This window comes from Streptomyces sp. NPDC055099 (assembly GCF_053607685.1).
Window position 1 is genome coordinate 332855 of record NZ_JBSGUA010000005.1, and the last position, 19570, is coordinate 352424.

Annotated in this window: 21 protein-coding genes; 17 read left to right on the top strand and 4 right to left on the bottom strand. The window is 68.9% G+C overall.

The features are described from left to right. Nucleotides 1-33 precede the first annotated feature (33 nt). On the bottom strand, nucleotides 34-1002 hold the full coding sequence (locus ACWFRU_RS16025; RefSeq protein WP_453687614.1) for a chitinase: 969 nt from the start codon (nucleotides 1000-1002) through the stop codon (nucleotides 34-36). A gap of 295 nt (nucleotides 1003-1297) precedes the next feature. Here ACWFRU_RS16025 and ACWFRU_RS16030 point away from each other — a divergent pair, with 295 nt between their 5' ends. The 11 genes from ACWFRU_RS16030 (at nucleotide 1298) to ACWFRU_RS16080 (ending at nucleotide 11093) form a co-directional block, all read left to right on the top strand. Further along, nucleotides 1298-2215 carry a hypothetical protein gene (locus ACWFRU_RS16030; RefSeq protein WP_453687311.1) on the top strand — a complete coding sequence of 306 codons (918 nt, stop codon included), beginning with the start codon at nucleotides 1298-1300 and terminating at the stop codon, nucleotides 2213-2215. 93 nt (nucleotides 2216-2308) lie between these two features. Then, nucleotides 2309-3022 carry a Flp pilus assembly protein CpaB gene (cpaB, locus tag ACWFRU_RS16035; protein ID WP_453687313.1) on the top strand — a complete coding sequence of 238 codons (714 nt, stop codon included), beginning with the start codon at nucleotides 2309-2311 and terminating at the stop codon, nucleotides 3020-3022. A 91-nt stretch (nucleotides 3023-3113) separates the two neighbouring features. Beyond that, nucleotides 3114-4724 carry an AAA family ATPase gene (locus tag ACWFRU_RS16040; RefSeq protein ID WP_453687315.1) on the top strand — a complete coding sequence of 537 codons (1611 nt, stop codon included), beginning with the start codon at nucleotides 3114-3116 and terminating at the stop codon, nucleotides 4722-4724. 116 nt (nucleotides 4725-4840) lie between these two features. Next, nucleotides 4841-5170: a TadE/TadG family type IV pilus assembly protein gene (locus ACWFRU_RS16045; RefSeq protein ID WP_453687316.1), complete on the top strand. Its 330-nt coding sequence runs from the start codon at nucleotides 4841-4843 to the stop codon at nucleotides 5168-5170. Nucleotides 5171-5179: 9 nt separating this feature from the next. Beyond that, nucleotides 5180-6538 carry a CpaF family protein gene (locus ACWFRU_RS16050; RefSeq protein WP_453687318.1) on the top strand — a complete coding sequence of 453 codons (1359 nt, stop codon included), beginning with the start codon at nucleotides 5180-5182 and terminating at the stop codon, nucleotides 6536-6538. A 60-nt stretch (nucleotides 6539-6598) separates the two neighbouring features. Further along, a complete protein-coding gene (locus ACWFRU_RS16055; protein ID WP_453687320.1) occupies nucleotides 6599-7540 on the top strand; it encodes a type II secretion system F family protein in 942 nt (313 codons plus the stop codon). 38 nt (nucleotides 7541-7578) lie between these two features. Next, entirely contained in the window at nucleotides 7579-8454 is an 876-nt protein-coding gene (locus tag ACWFRU_RS16060; protein WP_453687615.1) for a DUF5936 domain-containing protein, read from the top strand. A 499-nt stretch (nucleotides 8455-8953) separates the two neighbouring features. Beyond that, complete coding sequence (locus ACWFRU_RS16065) at nucleotides 8954-9172, top strand: hypothetical protein (RefSeq protein WP_363208956.1); 219 nt, start codon at nucleotides 8954-8956, stop codon at nucleotides 9170-9172. After that, on the top strand, nucleotides 9169-9777 hold the full coding sequence (locus ACWFRU_RS16070; RefSeq protein WP_453687322.1) for a pilus assembly protein TadG-related protein: 609 nt from the start codon (nucleotides 9169-9171) through the stop codon (nucleotides 9775-9777). The genes ACWFRU_RS16065 and ACWFRU_RS16070 overlap by 4 nt, the downstream gene beginning before the upstream one ends. Nucleotides 9778-9809: 32 nt before the next feature. Next, nucleotides 9810-10409 (top strand): hypothetical protein, encoded by a 600-nt coding sequence (locus ACWFRU_RS16075; protein WP_453687324.1) that lies wholly within the window; start codon nucleotides 9810-9812, stop codon nucleotides 10407-10409. A gap of 3 nt (nucleotides 10410-10412) precedes the next feature. Then, the gene (locus ACWFRU_RS16080; protein WP_453687326.1) at nucleotides 10413-11093 is read left to right on the top strand and encodes an OmpA family protein; all 681 of its coding nucleotides are present in this window, start codon (nucleotides 10413-10415) and stop codon (nucleotides 11091-11093) included. Between the two features lie 285 nt (nucleotides 11094-11378). On the opposite strand, the gene ACWFRU_RS16085 is transcribed toward ACWFRU_RS16080, so the two are convergent. Further along, nucleotides 11379-11732 (bottom strand): antibiotic biosynthesis monooxygenase family protein, encoded by a 354-nt coding sequence (locus tag ACWFRU_RS16085; protein WP_453687328.1) that lies wholly within the window; start codon nucleotides 11730-11732, stop codon nucleotides 11379-11381. Nucleotides 11733-11914: 182 nt separating this feature from the next. Here ACWFRU_RS16085 and ACWFRU_RS16090 point away from each other — a divergent pair, with 182 nt between their 5' ends. Together ACWFRU_RS16090 and ACWFRU_RS16095 are read left to right on the top strand one after the other, a co-directional pair. Continuing rightward, a complete protein-coding gene (locus ACWFRU_RS16090) occupies nucleotides 11915-12670 on the top strand; it encodes a class I SAM-dependent methyltransferase (protein ID WP_453687329.1) in 756 nt (251 codons plus the stop codon). A gap of 118 nt (nucleotides 12671-12788) precedes the next feature. Continuing rightward, nucleotides 12789-13214 carry a winged helix-turn-helix transcriptional regulator gene (locus tag ACWFRU_RS16095; RefSeq protein ID WP_453687331.1) on the top strand — a complete coding sequence of 142 codons (426 nt, stop codon included), beginning with the start codon at nucleotides 12789-12791 and terminating at the stop codon, nucleotides 13212-13214. Nucleotides 13215-13484: 270 nt separating this feature from the next. On the opposite strand, the gene ACWFRU_RS16100 is transcribed toward ACWFRU_RS16095, so the two are convergent. Beyond that, the gene (locus tag ACWFRU_RS16100; protein WP_453687333.1) at nucleotides 13485-13814 is read right to left on the bottom strand and encodes a DUF192 domain-containing protein; all 330 of its coding nucleotides are present in this window, start codon (nucleotides 13812-13814) and stop codon (nucleotides 13485-13487) included. A 337-nt stretch (nucleotides 13815-14151) separates the two neighbouring features. Between ACWFRU_RS16100 and ACWFRU_RS16105 the strand changes: the two genes are divergently transcribed. After that, nucleotides 14152-14724 (top strand): hypothetical protein, encoded by a 573-nt coding sequence (locus ACWFRU_RS16105; protein ID WP_453687335.1) that lies wholly within the window; start codon nucleotides 14152-14154, stop codon nucleotides 14722-14724. 15 nt (nucleotides 14725-14739) lie between these two features. Here ACWFRU_RS16105 and mgrA read toward each other — a convergent pair whose 3' ends face one another. Beyond that, on the bottom strand, nucleotides 14740-15777 hold the full coding sequence (mgrA, locus tag ACWFRU_RS16110) for an L-glyceraldehyde 3-phosphate reductase (RefSeq protein WP_453687337.1): 1038 nt from the start codon (nucleotides 15775-15777) through the stop codon (nucleotides 14740-14742). Nucleotides 15778-15930: 153 nt separating this feature from the next. Here mgrA and ACWFRU_RS16115 point away from each other — a divergent pair, with 153 nt between their 5' ends. From ACWFRU_RS16115 to ACWFRU_RS16125, 3 genes are all read left to right on the top strand, one after another. Next, on the top strand, nucleotides 15931-16692 hold the full coding sequence (locus tag ACWFRU_RS16115) for an isoprenyl transferase (protein WP_365820672.1): 762 nt from the start codon (nucleotides 15931-15933) through the stop codon (nucleotides 16690-16692). Nucleotides 16693-17020: 328 nt separating this feature from the next. Continuing rightward, complete coding sequence (locus ACWFRU_RS16120; RefSeq protein ID WP_453687339.1) at nucleotides 17021-18343, top strand: PhoH family protein; 1323 nt, start codon at nucleotides 17021-17023, stop codon at nucleotides 18341-18343. Between the two features lie 407 nt (nucleotides 18344-18750). After that, nucleotides 18751-19479, top strand: coding sequence for an aggregation-promoting factor C-terminal-like domain-containing protein (locus tag ACWFRU_RS16125; protein ID WP_453687341.1), 729 nt, complete (start codon nucleotides 18751-18753; stop codon nucleotides 19477-19479). Nucleotides 19480-19570: the final 91 nt, after the last annotated feature.

Here is a 19570-nt window from a genome sequence, read left to right on the forward strand (position 1 = left end):
GTGCGGGGGCGGTCGCCCGTCTCGGGTCGCCCGTTACGGCAGACCGTGGACGTGCGGGCCGACCGCCTTGGACCAGGAACTCCCGTCGGCCGCGTCCCAGTTCGTCGACCAGGTCATCGCGCCCCGGATGCCGGGGTACGTCTTGGACGGCTTGAAGGAACCGCAGCTCGTGCCCTTCGCCAGGCAGTCCAGGGCCTGGTTCACGACGGACGGCGAGACGTAACCGCCGCCGGCCGCCTTCGCCGAGGCCGGGACGCCTATGCCGACCTGTGACGGGTCGAGGCCGCCCTCCAGCTGGATGCAGGCGAGCGCGGTGAGGAAGTCGACCGAGCCCTGGCTGTAGACCTTGCCGTCACAGCCCAGCATCGAACCGCTGTTGTAGTACTGCATGTTGACGACCGTGAGGATGTCCTTCACGGCGAGCGCCGTCTTGAAGTACTCGTTCGACGTGGACTGCATGTCGATCGTCTGCGGCGCCATGGTCAGCACGAACCCCGAACCGGCTTTCCCTGCCAGGGACTTCAGGGCCTGCGACATGTACGTCGAGTTGAGCCCGTTCTCCAGGTCGATGTCGACGCCGTCGAAGCCGTACTCCCGCATGAGCGCGTACGCCGAGTCCGCGAAGGCGGTCGCCGACGCGGAGTCGTTGACGGACACCGCGCCCTTCTCGCCGCCGACCGAGAGGATCACGGACTTCCCGGCTTCCTGCTTGGCCTTCACGTCGGCCTTGAACTGCTCGACGGTGTACCCGCCGAGCCCGGCGGAGTCCAGGTTGAAGGCCAGCTCGCCCGGCGTGCCGGTCGCGTCCGCGAACGACACCGCGATGATGTCGTACTCGTCCTGCACGTCGCTCAGCTTCTGGACGGTGGCGCCGTTGTCGAAGTTCTGCCAGTAACCGGTCACCGCGTGCTTCGGCACGGCGCGGGTGTCCGCGTCGGCTTCGTCGGCGCCGCCGGTGAGCAGGCCGGTGAGTGCGAGGGCGAGTGCCGTTGTCAGACCGATGACGGACCCTGCCTTCCTGCGTGTCCTGCCGCGTGCGTGGTCCACTTCTGCCTCCGGTGGGGGGAATTGGGGCGCTCGGAGAGATTTGGCCGGGCGGTACGAGGGGGGATGCCTGGTGCCTTGCTTGGTCGTACAAGCTGGTCCAGACCAATTGCGTTGTCAAGACCTCTGGCGTCACCCGGACCCCGCGAGTCCGGCCAACCTCTGCGTGAACAGTGGGAAGTTGGGTGTTGAGGTGGCGATGACCTGGATAAGGTGCTGAGGCAGAAGTGCACGAAGACCGGGGGGTGTGCGTATGCCGACCGCCATAGCCGTCACCGGCCCTGACCTGGTGCTGCCGTCGCCCGACCGGCACACCCCGTCCGCGGCCGTCCTGCAGAGCGCCGTCCAGTCACCGCGGACGTACTCCCTGGACCAGGCGCTGACCGAGATGCACACGCTCATCGAGCACCACGGCTATGTGATCGTCCTCTGTCCCGCGTCGGCGCCGCCCGCCCTCGTCCAGCGCATGCACGCGATCCGCTCCGTCCTGGAGAGCGACCGCATCGCGATCCTGCGCCCCGACCTGCCGCCGCTCGGCCTCGCGGTCCTCGCGCTCCAGCTCCGCCAGCTCTCGATCTGCGACTTCAGCCCGGGCGTCCTCGCCTCGGCGGCCCGGCTCCTGTCCCACTACATCTACGCGGGCGCGCTGCTCGGCTCGGTGGCGAAGCTGGACCGGGTCCCGGTCACGCTCCAGTCCCACGCCAAGTCATGGGTCCCGGGCGCCCAGTTCGCCGTTCTCGCCACGCCACGGCCCGAGCTGATCAAGGTGACGGGCGACGCGACGCTGCCGGGCCCCGGCTTCGGCACGAAGATGCTGTACGCCACCGGACAGCTCGGCTCCGACTGGGTCACCGAGACGCTCGCGTCGGCCTGGCGGACCCAGGGCGTCGCGGAAACCCGGCTCCCGGGAGATTCCGCGCGCTGGTGGGCCACGGGCAAGCTCGTCGAGTTCGCCGCGGCGATCCCCGACATCTCGGTGCTCTACCAACTGGTGTCGTCCGTCCGGCGGGACGACTGCCACTGGTGCGGTCTCGAACTCATCGGCGACCGCTGCGGGTTCTGCGCCGCGCCCCTGCTGTCACCGCCGGAACGCGCGGCGCCCGCCGCCGCCCCCACTCCCGCCCCTGCCTCGGCTCGCGCCGTACGCGCGCTTCCGCGAGGCAGGACGTAAGACCAGGCTCCTGTGGGTACGACCCCGAACTGAACGCGCGCCACAACGATCACTGTCCGTAGCCGCCCGCACCCGATCGAGGTAGTCCGGTCCATGAACTCACGCCAGCGCCGCGGCGTCATCCTGCTGGTCCTTTCGGTCCTGGCCGCGTTCGGCGCGTTCGCGGGCGTCCTCTCCGTGATCCGGGACGTGAACTCGAAGGTGGGCCCCGAGGTGGCCGCGTACAAGCTCAAGGGGGACATCGCCCCCTACAAGGAGCTGAGCGCCGACCAGTTCGAGAAGGTCGAGATGCCGGAGAGGTGGCTCTCGGACAACGCCGTCACCGATCTCCGCCAGGTCCGCGGCAAGATCGCGGTGACCGAGCTGCGCAAGGGCTCGCTGCTCCAGACGGACATGATCGTGAACCGCCCCGAACTGGAGCCGGGCCAGCAGGAGATCGCCATCATGATCGATGCGGCGACGGGCGTGGCGGGCAAGATCACGCCCGGCGCGACGGTCAACATCTACGCCACGTTCAAGGGCGAGACCGACAACGCCAAGGACCAGTCGAAGGTCATCGTCGAGTCCGCGAAGGTGCTCGACGTGGGCAAGCTGACGGCCCTCGACCCCGACCAGGACGACCGCAGCAGCCGTCGTACGGCGACGGAGGCGGTGCCGATCACGTTCGCCCTGGACACCGCGGACGCGCAGCGCGTCGCCTACGCGGAGTCGTTCGCCACGCATGTCCGCCTGGCCCTGGTGGGCCAGGGCGGGGAGGCGGCGATCCCGCGGGGCGACCGGACGTACACACTCGACGAGGACAAGTAGGGGGCCCGCGGATGAGGCGACGCACGCATGTACCGCCGTTGCGCGGCGGAGCTCTCCCGCCCACTCGCCCGGGCACCCGGCGGGGTGACGCATGACCACCCGCATCCTCCCCGCCGTAGGGGACCTGGAAGCCGCCCGCGCCCTCTCGACACTGACCGGGCAGCTTCCCGACGCCGAACCCGCGCTCCCCGTCGCGGACTCCACCGCACTGCTCGACCACCTGGCGAGGCTCGCCGCGGAGTCCATTGATGAACTCCCCGAAGTCGTCCTCATCCACGAGCGCATCGGCCCCGTCCCCGCCCTGGACCTGATCCGCGACCTCGTGCTCCGCTTCCCCGCGGTCGGCGTCGTGCTGATCACCGCCGACACGAGCCCGGCCCTGCTGACCGCCGCGATGGACTCCGGCGCCCGCGGCATCGTCGGCTTCCCCCTCGCGTACGACGCCCTCGCCGAGCGCGTGCAGGCGGCGGCCGCCTGGTCCGCGGGGATGCGCAGGCACCTGGGCAGCGCGGGCATGGAGCTCTACTCCGGGCCGGGGGAGGCCCCAGGCGGCGGCCACGTCGTCGCGGTGAGCGGGGCCAAGGGTGGCGTCGGGACCACCCTCGCCGCAGTCCAACTGGCGCTCGCCGCACGGGCTTCGGGCCGCACCGTCGCCCTCCTCGACCTGGACCTCCAGGCAGGCGACGTCTCCTCCTACCTGGACGTGCAGTTCCGCCGCTCCATCGCCGACCTCGCGTCGATCACCGACATCACGCCCCGCGTACTCCAGGACGCCGTCTACACCCACGAGACCGGCATCGGCCTCCTCCTGGCCCCCGGGGAGGGCGAACGGGGCGAGGAGATCACCGACCGGGTGGCTCGCCAGACACTCAGCGCCCTGCGCAGCCGCTACGACGTCGTGCTCGTCGACTGCGGCACCTACGTCACCGGGGCGAGCGCGGCGGCCGTCGAACTCGCCGACCAGGCGATCCTGCTGGTCACCCCGGACGTCGTCTCCGTACGCGCCGCCAAGCGCATGGTGCGCCTGTGGGACCGCCTCCAGATCCGCAAGGCGGAGGAGACGCTCACGGTCGTCAACCGCCACGGCAAGGGCGCGGACATCCAGCCCTCCCTGGTGGAACGGGTGACGGGGACGAAGGTGGCCCGTACGACGATCCCCGCGAACTTCAAGGAACTCCAGGGCGCGGTCGACGCGGGCCGCATGCAGGACCTGGACAGCAAGTCCACGGTCAAACAGGCGCTGTGGGCGCTGGCGGGCGAGCTCGGCCTGGTGGACCCGGAGGCGGCGTCGCCCGGCGGGGCCAAGCGCTTGACCCTCCGCAAGCGCGCCGGCGGCGACCGGGGCGCGGTCACCCTGGAGTTCGCCGGGATGTTCCCGCTGCTGCTCGCGGTGATGGGCCTGCTGTGGCAGTGCGCGCTGTACGGCTACACGTTCTCCCTCGCGGGCAACGCGGCGGACGAGGCGGCGCGGGCCGCCACGGCCGCGTACGCGGTGGGAGAGGGTGGCGCGGCGGCCTGCGAGGCGGCGGCCAAGGAGCATCTGCCGTCGGCGTGGCAGGGCGCGGAGGTGGCCTGCACGGACGAGGGAGCGGTGTGGAAGGCCCACGTGGACGCGGACGTCCCGCTGTTCTTCCCCGGGATCGACGCGGGGTGGAGCGTGAGCGGGGAGGCGGGGGCGGCGAAGGAGGGTGAGGACGGGTGAGGGGCTGCCGCCGGCTCGGGCGCACCGCCGATCACAGGCTCCGACACGGGATGCCCCGCCGGAAGGGCCTCGGAAGCGGTCTCAGGGGCGGCCTGAGGAGCGACCGGGGCGTCTCCATGCTCGAATTCGCCGGTTTCCTCCCCATCCTGCTCCTCATCGGCCTGGCCACCATCCAACTGGGCCTCGTCGGATACGCCGTCAACCAGGCGGGCTCGGGCGCCCGCGCGGCGGCCCGCGTCGCCTCCCAGGGCGAGGGCGGGGAAGCCGCGGGCATGGCGGCGATGGACGGGAACCTGGACGCCCAGGTCGCCATCAGCGGCGGCGGCGCCACGACCACGGCGGACGTCACCGTCCAGGTCCCCACGCTGCTGCCCTTCGTGGACGCGGGCTGGTCCGTCACGAAGTCGGCCACGATGCCCAACGACGAAGACGAAGAGGGGAGCTGAGCAAGCCAGATGAGCCTCCGCGACCGCGTGGCGACCCCGCACGACCACGGCAAGGGCAGCGGCCCGAGCCGCGACGACAGCCTCGTCGCCGTCTACCGCGCCAAGCTCCTCGAAGAGATCGACCTCGCCGAGATGTCGTCCCTGACGGCGGCGGACCGCCGCGTCCGCCTGGAACGCGTCATGGGCCACATCATCAGCCGCGAGGGCCCCGTCCTCTCGACCTCGGAACGCTCCCAGCTCATCCGCCGCGTCGTGGACGAGGCCCTGGGACTCGGCGTACTCGAACCGCTCCTCGCCGACGCCTCCATCACGGAGATCATGGTGAACGGCCCCGACTCGATCTTCGTGGAGCGAGCCGGAAGAGTGGAGCAGCTCCCTCTCCGCTTCGCGTCGAACGACCAGCTCATGCAGACCATCGAACGCATCGTCTCCACGGTCAACCGCCGCGTGGACGAGTCGAATCCCATGGTCGACGCGCGCCTGCCCACGGGCGAGCGAGTGAACGTGATCATCCCTCCGCTGGCCCTGACCGGCGCGACACTGACCATCCGCCGCTTCCCCCGCGCGTACACGCTGCACGAGCTGATCGGCCTCGGATCGCTCGACGAGCACATGCTGCTCCTGCTCTCCGCCTTCGTGCGCGCCCGCTTCAACATCATCGTCAGCGGCGGAACGGGCTCCGGAAAGACGACGCTCCTCAACGCGCTCTCCGGTCTCCTCCCTGCCCACGAACGCATCATCACCATCGAGGACTCGGCGGAACTGCAACTCCAGCAGGACCACGTGATCCGCCTCGAATCGCGCCCGCCGAACGTCGAGGGCAAGGGCCAGATCACCATCCGTGACCTGGTCCGCAACAGCCTCCGCATGCGCCCCGACCGCATCATCGTCGGCGAGGTCCGAGGCGGCGAGACGCTCGACATGCTGCAAGCCATGTCCACGGGCCACGACGGCTCCCTCGCGACGGTCCACGCGAACACGGCCGAGGACGCCCTGATGCGCCTCCAGACCCTCGGCTCGATGTCCGAGGTCCAGATCCCCTTCGAAGCCCTGAAGGACCAGATCAACTCGGCGGTGGACGTGGTCGTCCAACTGGCCCGCCTCGCGGACGGCTCCCGCAAGGTCGCCGAGATCGTCCTGCTCGTCTCGCACGGCCGCGAACAGTTCCGTATCGCCCCGGTGACCCGCTTCGTGCCGCGCCAGCCGGGCGGCAACGGCCTGGACCGCCGCGTGCACGGCTACTTCGAGCACCTGCCGCTGCCGCGCTCCGTCGCCGAGCGGCTGTACGTCGCGGGCGAACCGGTGCCGCCCGGCTTCGGTGTGGCGCAGGCGATCGACGTACTGAACACGAGAGAGGCGATCGGCTGATGACGGCGACGAGAAGGACGGCCGGCTGATGACGGCGACGAGAAGGACGGCGGGGGTCTGATGGACAACCCAGCGCTCCTGGCCATCGGTGCGACGGTCCTGACCTGCACGCTCGCCGTCGCGGGGGTCCACGCGTACGCGTCGGGCCGCGCCCAGCGCCAGGAACTGGTCGACCGGCTGTCGATCGGCCCCGGCACGGCCGACGCCGGCGGCCGTGGCCGCCGCTTCTCCGCGGTCGACCGCCGCCTGCGCCGCACCCGCCTGGGCCGCGCCATCCACCTGCGCCTCTCGGCGACGGGTCTGGACCTCACGGCGGGCGAGTTCTTCATCTACGTCGTGGCGGTCGTCGCCGCGCTCTGGCTCATGGCGGCGGCCACGCTCGCCCCGTTCTTCGGCCCGATCGCGGGCATCGTGGCGGTCTGGAGCGCGGTGGTGTTCCTCAACTGGCAGCGTCAGAAGCGCATCGAGGCGTTCATCAACCAACTCCCCGACGTGGCCCGCATCCTGGCCAACGCGACGGCGGCAGGCCTGGCCCTGCGCACGTCCCTGGCGATGGCGGCGGAGGAACTCGAATCCCCGGCGGGCGAGGAACTGTCGATGGTCGCCGACCAGTTGACGCTGGGCCGCTCGATCGACGACACGCTGGGCGAACTGGCGGCGCGCCTCCCGTCCCGCGAGCTGGTGGTCCTCGTCACCACCCTGGTCCTCTCCAACAAGGCGGGTGGCTCGGTGGTGAACTCCCTCAGGAACCTCACCCAGACCCTGGAGGACCGCAAGGAGACGCGCCGCGAGGTCCGCACGATGCTCTCGGAGGTCCACGCGACGGCCTTCACGGTCCCGCTCCTGGGCCTCGGCTCGCTGCTCCTCATCAACTCCTCCAACGAGGGCGCGCTGGCCCGGGTGACCGGCTCACCGATGGGCCAGACGCTGATCCTGATCGCGCTGGGCCTGTACGGGGTGGGCTTCTTCGTGATCAGGCGACTCGGCAAGATCGAAGTGTAGGGAGGGGGAGGGGAACAGTGGACCTGTTCGGTCTGGCGATGGCGGCAGTGATGGGCCTGGCGGTGGCAGGGGCGTGCCAAGGCATCCGCATGTACCGGGCGGAGGCGAAACTCCCCTCGGACCTGGCGATAGCCCTGGAGGTCGGCGCCACGCGCGTCTCGACGGCGGGCTCGGCGGTGGACCGCCTGGGCATGCGCTTCGCCCCCCTGGTCCTGCGCCTGATGGGCCCGAAACGAGTGGACGCCAAGCGCCGCAAGATCGACATGGCGGGCAACCCGGGAGGCCTGACGATCGACCGCTACGCGGCACGCAGGGCGGTCTACGGCATCTTCGGCGTGGTGATGGGCCTGGTGTTCCTCACCAACGGCGCCGCGCTCTTCGGCCTCCTGACCTTCGCCTTCGGCGTGACGGCGGCGGACGCGCTGATCTGGCAGGCGATACGGGAACGGCGCGAGGTCATCGACCGCACCCTGCCGGATTTCCTGGACGTACTGGCGGTGGTGGTCTCGGCGGGCCTCGGCTTCCGCCAGGCGCTGGACCGCGTGGCGGAACGGTACGAGGGCCCGTGGGCGGACGAACTGCGCATCACGCTCCGCCAGATGGACATGGGCGTGAGCCGCCGCCAGGCCTTCGACGAGTTGCGCCGCAGGAACGCCTCCGAGCAGGTCTCCCAGTTCGTCTCGGCGCTCCAACAGGGCGAGGAACTGGGCTCCCCGATCGCGGACACGCTGATCCAACTGGCAACGGACATGCGCCGCACGGACGCCCAGAACTCCCGCCGCAGGGCCGCGAAGACGATCCCCAAGGCGACGATGGTGACGCTGGTCTTCATGCTTCCGGCCACGATGATTCTGATCGCGGCGGGAATGTTTCTCGGCTCGGGTTCGGACTTCGGCTCGATTCTGGGGAAGTGAGGAAGTCATGAGCGGTCGGGACCACTGCGGCTCGGACGCCGATATCAAGCCAGTCCACGAAATATCTTCGCGCGTGCAACGACTTATGGGACAGTCACCCGAGGGGTGGAACCATTCCAGTACCCCCGGGCGCGGCCCTATGTGCGCACCGCTCCCTCAAATGACCTTTGCAAAAGCTGAGTTCACGGTACTCGCGGAAGGGGACGTCGTGAAACGCAAGGACCCACCGAGCGACCCGACCCACACCTCCACCGCAAGCCTCCGGAGCGCGTGATGACCTCGCCACCGGGGAAGAGAACTCGCCAACTTCCGCGCCGCAGAAGGTATTGGTTGCGGAGAGTGGCTGTTGGGTCACAAGATCTCGCGTACGTTGCCTATGACGACAGCGGCGTCGGAATCGATTGCGCCGGCAGTGCGATGCGCGGTGTGTTCCGCGACGCGGGCGCGAGTGCGGATGCGTGTACGTGTGCGTGTATCGGGTGGGAGAGAAGGGGCCGTCGTGCTGAAGGAACGCGTACTCAGAGTCTGGATCGACTGGACGGTGACCGTGACTTCCCGGGTCCGGGGGAGGGAGCGGGATGCGGGGGCTGGGTTTGTGGAGTATGCGGGGTTGATGATTCTTATTGCGGGGATCTTCACGTTGATCGACGGCCTGGGGCTGGACGGTCAGATCTCCGGGGCGATCGGCGAAGCGGTGGCATCCGTCGTCGGCGGTTGACAGCCAAGGAGTGGCGCAGCGACCGAGGGCAGACTCTCCCCATCTACATCTGGATGACGGGGATTCTGCTCTTCGTTGCGTTCGCCTTCTTCGCCTTTGCCCAAGCTGCGTCAGCCCGTAATGGTGCTCAATCCGCTGCTGACGCGGCGGCTCTGGCGGCTGCCCAAGACTCCAGGGACGAACTGGTCGAGGGGCTGGGCCTCGCCATCGGCGACGGCGACGAATGGCTGGACTGGCTGAACGGCGACAATTTCGACGGCGCCGGGGCGCAAGGCGCGGCCGATGCGCTGGCTGCTGACAATGATGCGCACGTGACCGGGTTCGGTCCGGATGAGGTGAACGGCTTTCCGGGTTACACGGTGGGGATCGAGACCAACTACACCGTTGGCGACTCGATCATTCCGGGCACGGAGACCACACACGCAACAGCCGAGGCCACTGCCATCATCAAGCCCCGTTGTGAGGCCGCTCCGTCGTCTGATCCGGAGAAGGTCGTGGAGTTCGACTGTGAAGACGGCGATTCATTCGAGATCGATCCGGAAGACTTCGATATGGATGATCTCCCGGATGCGTCCGTCCTCTTCGCCGTGCACCTGGCCGACTAACAAGTGATCGACGAGAGAAGGAAACCTCAGCAATGAATATCCGGCGCACCATGAAGGCCCGCAGGGCAATGACCGCTGTGGCGATCACGACTGGCCTGGTCCTCACGGTGGCCGGCTGCGGGGGAGGCGGGGACGACAAGCCCGAGCCCGACAAGAGCGCGAGCTCCTCATCAGCTCAGAAGGGCGGAGATGACGACGACAAGGAGGGGGAGTCGCAGCCTCCGGCGCAGGACAAAGTACTGGCTGAGTCCAAGCAAGACGACATCTCACTCGTAGTCACGTCCGCAGTGCGCGATGAGGGAGGCTTCGTCACGGTCTCCGGCAGAGTGACCAACAACGGCTCACGACTGTGGGTGGCCGCCGACTGGCGTGGCGACGAGCGGGAGCTGACGAAGAACGCATCGTCCGTCGCGGGCGCAAGCCTGGTGGACAAGGTGGGAAAGAAGAAGTACCTCATCCTTCGCGACACGGGCGGCCGTTGCCTGTGCACCCGGTTCGTGGGCGGCATCAGGTCGGGGGACACCGCCGATTGGTACGCCCAGTTCCCGGCGCCACCAGAGGGAACTTCCAAGGTCGAGTTCCATGTCGGCAACATGCCCCCCGCCTCCATCGAAATCTCCGAGGGCGAGTGACCCATGGGCCACCCACGACCACGCACCCGAATCCACGCCCGCACCCACACCCGCACCCTCGCCACAGCCACAATCACCCTCACGGCCCTGGTCTTCCTCACCGGCACCCCCGCCTTCGCCGACGACGAAGATCCCAGCGCACCCCCGGGCAGCACCACCACATCCCCGCCCCCCGAGGTCGACTCCAACAGCCCGGGGCTGAAGCTGGCCGACGGTGCGACCCTTGCCCCGGCGAAGGTGCTCGACATCAAGTCGGTCGTCGAGGACCTCGGCGGCGAGGAACGCCGTGAGGACACCAACACGGACGTGAAGTTCGCGCTGCAGGCGGAAGTCCTCTTCCCCAAGGACAGCAACAAACTGAACCCCGAGGCGAACGCCCGTATCAAGGCGATCGCGGAGGAGGCCAAGGCGCAGAAGGCGACGACCGTCAGGGTCTTCGGCTTCACGGACAACCTCGGCTCCTACAGCCACGGCAAGACCCTCTCCCGCAAGCGCGCGGAAGCGGTGCACGACAAGCTGGCGAACTACTTGGGCCCCGAGGTCACGTATTCCGTACGTGGCTACAGCGAGGACTATCCGATCGCGGACAACACCTCCGAGCAGGGCCGCAAGAAGAACCGCCGCGTCGAGGTCACGTTCCCGCGGGGAGAGACAGGAGCCAGCGACGCGGGCACGCAGAGCTAGGCGGCGGCAAAGCCCACCGGCAAGCTACTTGCCGCACTCCGCCAAGTAGCGGTCGAAGGCGTGATCCTTGGTGTCCCGCGCGACGGTGTCCGTGGAACGTCGTCAGCTCCGGGTGGGGGCTCGTCTGCCGGGACGGCACGTGGCGCAGGGAACGGCCCGACGACTCGCTCTCGCGCCCGCGCGAACCCTCACCGAGCGAGTGGCCGCGCCAGGGCCCGGGCAAGATCCCAAACCCCCGGGGCCTCACCCCCGACGACCCCGCTGCACAAAAACTCCCACTGACCGTCAAGGGAAACGTACGACCACGTCGTACAGCCCCGGATTCGCCGTGACCGGGGTTTCCTTGGAGTCGCGCGCGGCGTTCGCGCGGTTCGCGAACGCCGGGTCCGCGCCTGCCGTCTCCCACGCCTCCTGGCTCTCCCAGTGCGCCACGTTCACGAGCTGGAAGCGGCCGTCGGGGGACTGGGCGCGATGCAGTTTGGTGTCGATGAAGCCCGGCTTCTCGCTCATGATGGCGGCCCGCTGCTCCCACTTCTCGGCGAAGGCGTCGACGTCCTCGGGAGCGATCTCGAAGATGTTGATGAAGGTGACGGGCGAGGGGGCCGACGCGTCGCCCGGCCGCTGGTTTTCTGTGGTCATGATCGGACCCTATGCGCGTCCTAATTAAGGCTGGGTAAGGGCTAGTTGAGGTGGTACGGAGTTGGTGCCGGGCCCCCCAACGCCAAGTGCCCGGCCCCACCCCCGCCGCCCCGTGGCCTTGCAAGATCGTTTCGTCCATGGCAGTCCCCGCCGATGGCCTCGTGTGATGCGAAGATCGGGCCATGAGCGGTTTCGACGTACTTGTGGCGGAAGCGGAGTCGGCCCCGACCGAGGGGTGGGACTTCTCGTGGTTCGAGGGGCGGGCCACCGAGGAGCGGCCCTCCTGGCGTTACGCCCACGCCATGGGGGAGCGGCTCGGGCACGCCACCGCATCCCTCGACATCCAGACCGGCGGCGGCGAGGTCCTCGCGTCCGCGCCTTCCCTGCCGCCGCTCGTCGTCGCCACGGAGGGCTGGGCGCCGAACGTGGCCAAGGCGACCTCGCTGCTGCATCCACGGGGCGCGGTGGTCGTGGCCTCGCCTGAGGACGCGCCGCTGCCCTTCGCGGCGGAGGCGTTCGACCTGGTCACCAGCCGGCATCCGGTGAAGGCCCACTTCGACGAGATCGCTCGCGTGCTGCGCCCCGGCGGTACGTACTTCGCCCAGCACGTGGGCCCCGCCAGCGTCTTCGAGGTCGTCGAGTACTTCCTCGGTCCGCAGCCCGAGGACGTACGGAACGCACGCCATCCCGACGGCGAGCGGGCCGAGGCGGAAGCGGCGGGCCTGGAGATCGTCGACCTGCGGGCGGAACGGCTGCGGATGGAGTTCTACGACATCGGCGCCGTCGTCCACTTCCTGCGCAAGGTGGTGTGGATGGTGCCGGACTTCTCGGTGGAGCGGTACTGGTCGCGGCTGCGGGAACTGCACGACCAGATCGAGACGGACGGCTCCTTCGTCGCCCACAGCACCCGCCACCTCTTCGACGCCCGCAAGCGATAAGCGATAAGCGATAAGCGGCAGAGGCCGGGGCCGGAGCAGGGGCAGGGGCAATACCGGGTCGGGTCCCCTTCGGTACTGTCGACCGGGGAACTGGCTCTGCGGACACGAGGAGTGGACCATGCCGATGAGCGGCGCGGAGGGCAAGTCGGGGAGCGGCGACGGGCGTTCCGGGGGGAGCGGCAAGGAGACCAAGACCATGTACGTCTGTGGGCTCGACGCCGCCGTGGACGTCGTCGGCGGCAAGTGGAAGCCGATGATCCTCTGGGCGCTGTACGCGGGCAAGACGCTGCGCTTCGGCGAGCTCCGGCGGCACATCGCCGGCATCAGCGAGAAGGTCCTCATCCAGCAGCTCCGCGAGCTGGAGTCCGACGGCATCGTGCATCGCGAGGTGTACCGGGAGGTCCCGCCGAAGGTGGAGTACTCGCTGACCCCCCTCGGCACGTCCCTGAACGAGGCGCTGATCCCGCTGGGCGTGTGGGGCGACGAGAACATGCAGCAGCTCGTTGCCAACCGCGAGTGCAAGAAGGACGGCAAAGCCGCCTGACGGGAAAAGCGGGCCGATGGTTGCCTGCCGGGGACGATCGTTAGCCAAGCGTGGCGAGCGAGCCGAACAAGCCAAGTGAACCCGGAACAGGTGGCGTTGATTCCGCATCGTTATCCGGACTGGCTCGATCCGGCGGCGAGAATCACGTAAGTTCAGACCAAGGCGAATTCGCGTGAGCAAAGCCACGTGTGCGGTGCCGCGCGGTGGAGGGGGCTGCGCGGCCCCGCGCGCCCCCTCTCTCCGTACCTCTCGGCCTTCTGCGCGGCCGGGTCACACCTCGATCCGCACCTGCACCCCCCGGCGCACGCCCCACCCCGCCATCGCCCCGGCCTCCGCCTCCAGGACGTGCCGGGCCCGCGGCCGGGGGCGGCTGATCCGCCAGGGCCGCATCGTCCGCACGGACAGCACCCGCAGCTCCCGGTCCAGGTACGCCACGTCGACGGCGAACCGCATCCGCACCGTGTGCACGCTGCTCGCCGGGCTCAGCAGCATCGCCCCGGTCACCCCGTCACGGCCGAGCAGCCCGCGCCGCCGTGCGCCCGCGGAGTCCGCGATCTCCAGGGGGAGCGTGCGGCCGGTCGGGAGCAGAAGCATCGCCATGCCGGCTGAAGCTAGCGGCCCCCACACCCGCCGCGTCAAGCGGGCGCCCCATGCCCCGTCCCTCCAATGGGCTACCGCCGCGCAGGCCGGAATATGCCGCCAAGGCCGAAATGCGGTGCGGGAGCAGGGCCGTGGAGTTGCCGGGCGATTTCGGAGAGTAGTTGTGGCACGCCGATGCGCGCGACTTCCCTCACGAAGGGTTATGGTGGAAACCCCCCCTCGGGCCGGTCCATCTCCCCCCCCATGGACCGGCCCGATTTTTTTGTGCCCGCAGGGCCGGGGATGCGCGCCAGCCCGCATGATCGTCCGCGCGGACCGTGCGGCTATCGTCAGGGACATGTCGAATCAGGTCCCCCCATTCCCCCCGCCTCCCGAGAACCCCCAAGCGGGAATACCCGCCTACCCGGGCCCCGCACAGGACCCCGGCCCCGGGTACGGACAGGGGTACGGGCCCGCTTACGGGCATGAGTACGGACCCGGTTACGGGCAGGGATACGGGCAGGGCTACGGGCCCATGCCGCCGCAGGGGAAGCCGAGCGGTGTGCGCGCCGCGCAGATCATCATCTGGGTGCTGTCCGGGATGTGCCTGCTCGGTTCGATCATCGGCGGCGCGGTCTACGGGCCCGAGGTCGCGGGCGCGGTCCTCGGAGCCAACTTCCTGCTGATCGCCCTGTTCGTGCTGTCCTTCCGCTTCAAGGTGCCCGGTCACGGGAAGCGTGTCGCGTCGATCGTGCTCAGCAGCGTGCAGATCCTGGTGGGGCTCGGCTCCCTCAGCCGAGGTGCAGGCCCGGGCGGCCTCGTCCTCGTCGGAAGCTCGATCGCGCTCGTGATCCTGCTCAGCCAGGGTTCCGCCGGCGCCTGGTTCAAGCGCCCGCGCACCCCTGCCCCGGGGCAGGGATACGCGGGCTGAGGCGTTCCGCCAGGACTAGCCGCGGCCGGCCCAGATGTTCGTCCCCGGCGTCGACACCGCGAACGTGTCGATCTCGGTGAGTTCCTCGTCGGTGAGCTTCGGGCCCGCCAGCGCCGCGACGTTCTCCTCCAACTGCTTCACGCTGGAGGCGCCGATGAGCGCGGAGGTCATCCGCTCGTCGCGCAGGACCCAGTTGAGGGCCAGTTGTGCGAGCGACTGGTCGCGGCGGGCCGCGATGTCGTTCAGGCCGTTGAGACGGCGCACGACCTCGTCGCTCAGGAGGCCGGGGTCGAGCGACTTGCCCTGCGTGGCGCGCGAACCCTCCGGGATGCCCTTCAGGTACTTGTTCGTGAGCAAACCCTGCGCGAGCGGCACGAACGAGATGCAGCCCATGCCCGCGTCCTCGAGGGTGTCGAGCAGGCCGTCGTCCTCGGTCCAGCGGTTGATCATCGAGTACGAGGGCTGGTGGATGAGCGCGGGAACGCCCATCTCCCGCAGCAGGCGCGCCGCTTCGGCGGTCTGCTCGCTGTTGTAGGAGGAGACACCGACGTACAGCGCCTTGCCCTGCTGTACGGCGGAGGCGAGCGCTCCCATCGTCTCTTCGAGCGGGGTCTCGGGGTCGAAGCGGTGCGAGTAGAAGATGTCGACGTAGTCGACGCCCATCCGCTTGAGCGAGGCGTCGAGGGACGACAGCAGGTACTTGCGCGAACCCCACTCGCCGTACGGGCCGGGGTGCATGAGGTAGCCCGCCTTGGTCGAGAGGACCAATTCATCGCGGTACGGGGCGAAGTCCTGGGCGAACAGCTTGCCGAAGTTGAGCTCGGCCGAACCGGCCGGGGGGCCGTAGTTGTTCGCCAGGTCGAAGTGCGTGACGCCCAGGTCGAAGGCGCGGCGCAGGATCGCCCGCTGGCTCTCCAGGGACTTGTCGTCGCCGAAGTTGTGCCACAGGCCGAGGGAGACGGCGGGCAGCTTCAGACCGCTGCGGCCCGTGCGCCGGTACTCCATGGTGTCGTATCGGTCCGCTGCCGCTTGGTACAGAGACGTGTCGTTCATGGGTATGAAGCTACTTCAGCCATGCAACTTCCGAGGGCCAGGCCCGCATCGCCAAGGGGCGGAGGACCGCGTCACCCGAGGGCGGAGGCCCGCCCTCGCAGCGGTAGGCTTTCGCCTTCGGGGACTGCCATCTGCATGGAGGGGCTGACAGAAGTGAACCTGCGCGACCTGGTGTACGGACTTTACGCACGCCGGGTGGAAGGCCGCCTCGACCACGATCAGGTGCCCAAGCACATCGGGGTCATCCTCGACGGCAACAGGCGCTGGGCGAAGGCATCCGGCGGGACCACCGAACAGGGCCACCAGGCGGGTGCGTACAAGATCGAGGAGTTCCTCGGCTGGTGTGCCGAGACGGACGTCGAGGTCGTCACTTTGTGGATGCTGTCGACGGACAACTTCGACCGCCCCGAGCAGGAGCTCATCCCGCTCCTCGGCATCATCGAGGACACGGTCCGCAGCCTCGCCACCGACGGCCGCTGGCGTGTGCACCACGTGGGCACGATGGACCTGCTGCCCGCCCGCACCCAGGCCGTCCTGAAGGAGGCCGAGCAGGCCACCCACGGCAACAAGGGAATACTGGTCAACGTGGCCGTCGGGTACGGCGGCCGGCAGGAGATCGCCGACGCGGTCCGCTCGCTGATCCTGGACCACGCGGACAAGGGCACGAGCCTGGAGGACGTCGCCGAGACCGTCGACGTCGACCTGATCTCCAAGCACCTCTACACCCGCGGCCAGCCGGACCCCGACCTGGTGATCCGAACGAGTGGTGAGCAGCGCCTGTCCGGCTTCATGCTCTGGCAGTCGGCCCACTCCGAGTACTACTTCTGTGAAGTCTTCTGGCCCGCCTTCCGCAAGGTCGACTTCCTTCGCGCACTGCGTGATTACGCGGCCAGGCACCGGCGCTACGGCGGCTGACGCCCCACGAGGCACGCCAGGTGCTCACGTCGGTGGGGCGTGAGTAACCCAGAGTTCACGGACGCGCCGTCATATGCCCTGGCATGGCTGCGCACGTTCGAGGGAATAAGCCTTCCAGGTCGACATCCGATTCACGGATGTCGTATCTCAGCGGGCGGCATGGGGCCGTCCGCCCGGGAGGCCCTTTGCACCAGGACGACCGTGCGGTGAGTACGGGCGAAGTGGAGGGCCGGAGCTCGGCCCGCGCATGCGGCACGAGACCGGTCCGGACTTCTCCCGGCATCCTTCCCGTCGCTCCCCGACCTCATCCGAGGGGGTACGTCCTTCCGTGGTGACCAGCACAAAGCGCCGCATGCCCGACAGGCGCACCTATGTTCTCGACACCAGCGTTCTGCTCGCTGACCCGAACTCCATGTACCGCTTCGACGAGCACGAAGTCGTGCTGCCCGTCGTCGTGGTCACGGAACTCGAGGCGAAGCGGCACCATCCCGAGCTCGGTTACTTCGCCCGGCAGGCCCTGCGCCTCCTGGACGACTGCCGGGTGAGGCACGGTCGCCTGGACGCGCCGATCCCGATCGGCGACCTGGGCGGCACGCTGCGCGTCGAGCTCAACCACTCCGATCCCGGCGTGCTTCCGGCCGGCTACCGGTTGGGGGACAACGACTCACGGATTCTCGCCGTAGCGCGCAACCTCCAGGCAGAGGGATACGACGTCACCGTCGTGTCGAAGGATCTGCCCCTGAGGATCAAGGCGTCCTCGGTCGGCCTCCTCGCGGAGGAGTACCGCGCCGAGCTCGCCATCACGGACTCCGGCTGGACCGGAATGTCCGAACTGACCCTCTCCGGCGAACAGGTCGACCTCCTCTTCGAGGAAGAGACCCTGCATGTGCCGGAGGCGGCCGACCTGCCCGTCCACACGGGCCTCACCATCCAGTCGGAGAGGGGCAAGGCGCTCGGCCGTGTCACGGCCGAGGGCAATGTCCGTCTCGTGCGCGGCGATCGGGAGGCCTTCGGCATCAAGGGGAGGAGTGCGGAGCAGCGCATCGCGCTCGATCTGCTGCTCGACCCGGACATCGGCATCCTGTCGATGGGCGGCCGGGCGGGCACCGGCAAGTCGGCTCTGGCGCTCTGCGCGGGACTTGAGGCGGTCCTCGAGCGCCGCCAGCACCAGAAGGTGATGGTCTTCAGGCCGCTGTACGCGGTGGGCGGGCAGGAGCTCGGCTATCTGCCCGGCACCGAGGCCGAGAAGATGGGCCCCTGGGCCCAGGCGGTCTTCGACACGCTGGGCTCGGTCGCGGGCAAGGCGGTCATCGAGGAGGTGACGGCGCGCGGCATGCTCGAAGTGCTCCCTCTCACCCATATCCGCGGGCGCTCGTTGCATGACGCGTTCGTGATCGTCGACGAGGCCCAATCCCTGGAACGGAACGTCCTTTTGACCGTTCTGTCCAGGATCGGGGCGAACTCCCGGGTCGTGCTGACCCATGACGTCGCCCAGCGCGACAACCTCCGAGTGGGGCGGTACGACGGGGTAGTTGCCGTCGTCGAGAAGCTGAAGGGCCATCCGCTCTTCGCCCACGTCACGCTCACCCGCTCCGAGCGCTCGCAGATCGCGGCGCTCGTGACCGAAATGCTGGAGGACGGCCAGATCTGACCAGTTCACCCTGGTTACGCGGTAGTTGGCGCCGCCCGGCGAAGCGAAGGAGCTTAGCCGGGCGGCGTCTTGGCGTCCGCCCTTTTCCGAAAAACTCCTGGGGCAAACGAGGTGTGAGCTTTCACACGGCACGGAGAATTGCCTTGCGGCATCCGGCTGGGGCAGAGTCTGGGTCCTGTCAGGCCCCGCATGCGACACACCGGTACCCCCTGCGGTACTGCAACTCGGAAACACCAGAACTTCATAGTGGTCGTCGCATGCCGCCCGAGCACCACGCGGCGCTCCCACAACGGGGGTTGCCCACCGGGCCCGTGCCTCCCGTGACCGAGATACCAGCGGAGGCCAGCGTCAGGGGCACGATTGCGTCCGCGAGGTCACCTATGCGGGCGATGCTGGAAGGAAACCGTGTGAGCCGGATTTCGGTCCGGGGATTCGCCGTGGCATCCGCCACCGCGGTCACCACTGTTGGCGCTGTCGTCGGTGTCGCCTCGGGCAGCACCCCGGGCGCCTCGAATGACAACGACTTCGAGGCGACGGCAAGCGACGCGACTCTCCTCGCAGACATCCCCGCGGGTCAGCAGGCCCAGGTGCAGACCGCGTCCCTGACGCAGCAGGCCGACGCACAGGCCATGGCTGCGGACACGGCCGCGAAGAAGTCCGCGGCAGAAGCGGCCCGCAAGAAGGCCGCCGAGTCGGCGATCGCGAAGCAGAAGGCCGCGGAGAAGGCCGAGGCCGCCGAGAAGGCGGAGAAGGCCGCGGCCAAGAAGGAGCGCGAGCAGGCCGAGACGAAGGCCAGCCGTTCTTCCGCGCGCGACGCCTCGGACTTCGCCCCGCAGTCCTCGTACTCCGTCTCGCAGGTCCAGGCGATGGCACGGCAGATGGTCCCCGGTGACCAGTTCCAGTGCTTCAGCAACATCGTCAACCACGAGTCCACCTGGAACTACAAGGCCAGCAACCCCTCCTCGGGTGCCTACGGCCTCGTCCAGGCGCTGCCCGGTTCCAAGATGTCCTCGGCCGGTGCCGACTGGCAGACGAACCCCGCCACGCAGATCAAGTGGGGTCTCGGCTACATGAACGACCGCTACGGAAGCCCGTGCGGAGCCTGGGACTTCTGGCAGGCGAACAACTGGTACTGAGCCGTCAGGCGCTCAACCTTCTGAGGCCCCTCACCGTCCTTCGGTGGGGGGTCTCAGCCGTGTACGGTCATTCCGACAACTTCCAGGGGGG

Coding starts and splice junctions, on each gene's coding strand:
- ACWFRU_RS16030 (WP_453687311.1), top strand. CDS start 1,298: ATGCCGACCGCCATAGCCGTCACCGGCCCTGACCTGGTGCTGCCGTCG.
- cpaB (WP_453687313.1), top strand. CDS start 2,309: ATGAACTCACGCCAGCGCCGCGGCGTCATCCTGCTGGTCCTTTCGGTC.
- ACWFRU_RS16040 (WP_453687315.1), top strand. CDS start 3,114: ATGACCACCCGCATCCTCCCCGCCGTAGGGGACCTGGAAGCCGCCCGC.
- ACWFRU_RS16045 (WP_453687316.1), top strand. CDS start 4,841: ATGCTCGAATTCGCCGGTTTCCTCCCCATCCTGCTCCTCATCGGCCTG.
- ACWFRU_RS16050 (WP_453687318.1), top strand. CDS start 5,180: ATGAGCCTCCGCGACCGCGTGGCGACCCCGCACGACCACGGCAAGGGC.
- ACWFRU_RS16055 (WP_453687320.1), top strand. CDS start 6,599: ATGGACAACCCAGCGCTCCTGGCCATCGGTGCGACGGTCCTGACCTGC.
- ACWFRU_RS16060 (WP_453687615.1), top strand. CDS start 7,579: ATGGCGGCAGTGATGGGCCTGGCGGTGGCAGGGGCGTGCCAAGGCATC.
- ACWFRU_RS16075 (WP_453687324.1), top strand. CDS start 9,810: ATGAATATCCGGCGCACCATGAAGGCCCGCAGGGCAATGACCGCTGTG.
- ACWFRU_RS16080 (WP_453687326.1), top strand. CDS start 10,413: ATGGGCCACCCACGACCACGCACCCGAATCCACGCCCGCACCCACACC.
- ACWFRU_RS16085 (WP_453687328.1), bottom strand. CDS start 11,732: ATGACCACAGAAAACCAGCGGCCGGGCGACGCGTCGGCCCCCTCGCCC.
- ACWFRU_RS16090 (WP_453687329.1), top strand. CDS start 11,915: ATGAGCGGTTTCGACGTACTTGTGGCGGAAGCGGAGTCGGCCCCGACC.
- ACWFRU_RS16095 (WP_453687331.1), top strand. CDS start 12,789: ATGCCGATGAGCGGCGCGGAGGGCAAGTCGGGGAGCGGCGACGGGCGT.
- ACWFRU_RS16100 (WP_453687333.1), bottom strand. CDS start 13,814: ATGGCGATGCTTCTGCTCCCGACCGGCCGCACGCTCCCCCTGGAGATC.
- ACWFRU_RS16105 (WP_453687335.1), top strand. CDS start 14,152: ATGTCGAATCAGGTCCCCCCATTCCCCCCGCCTCCCGAGAACCCCCAA.
- mgrA (WP_453687337.1), bottom strand. CDS start 15,777: ATGAACGACACGTCTCTGTACCAAGCGGCAGCGGACCGATACGACACC.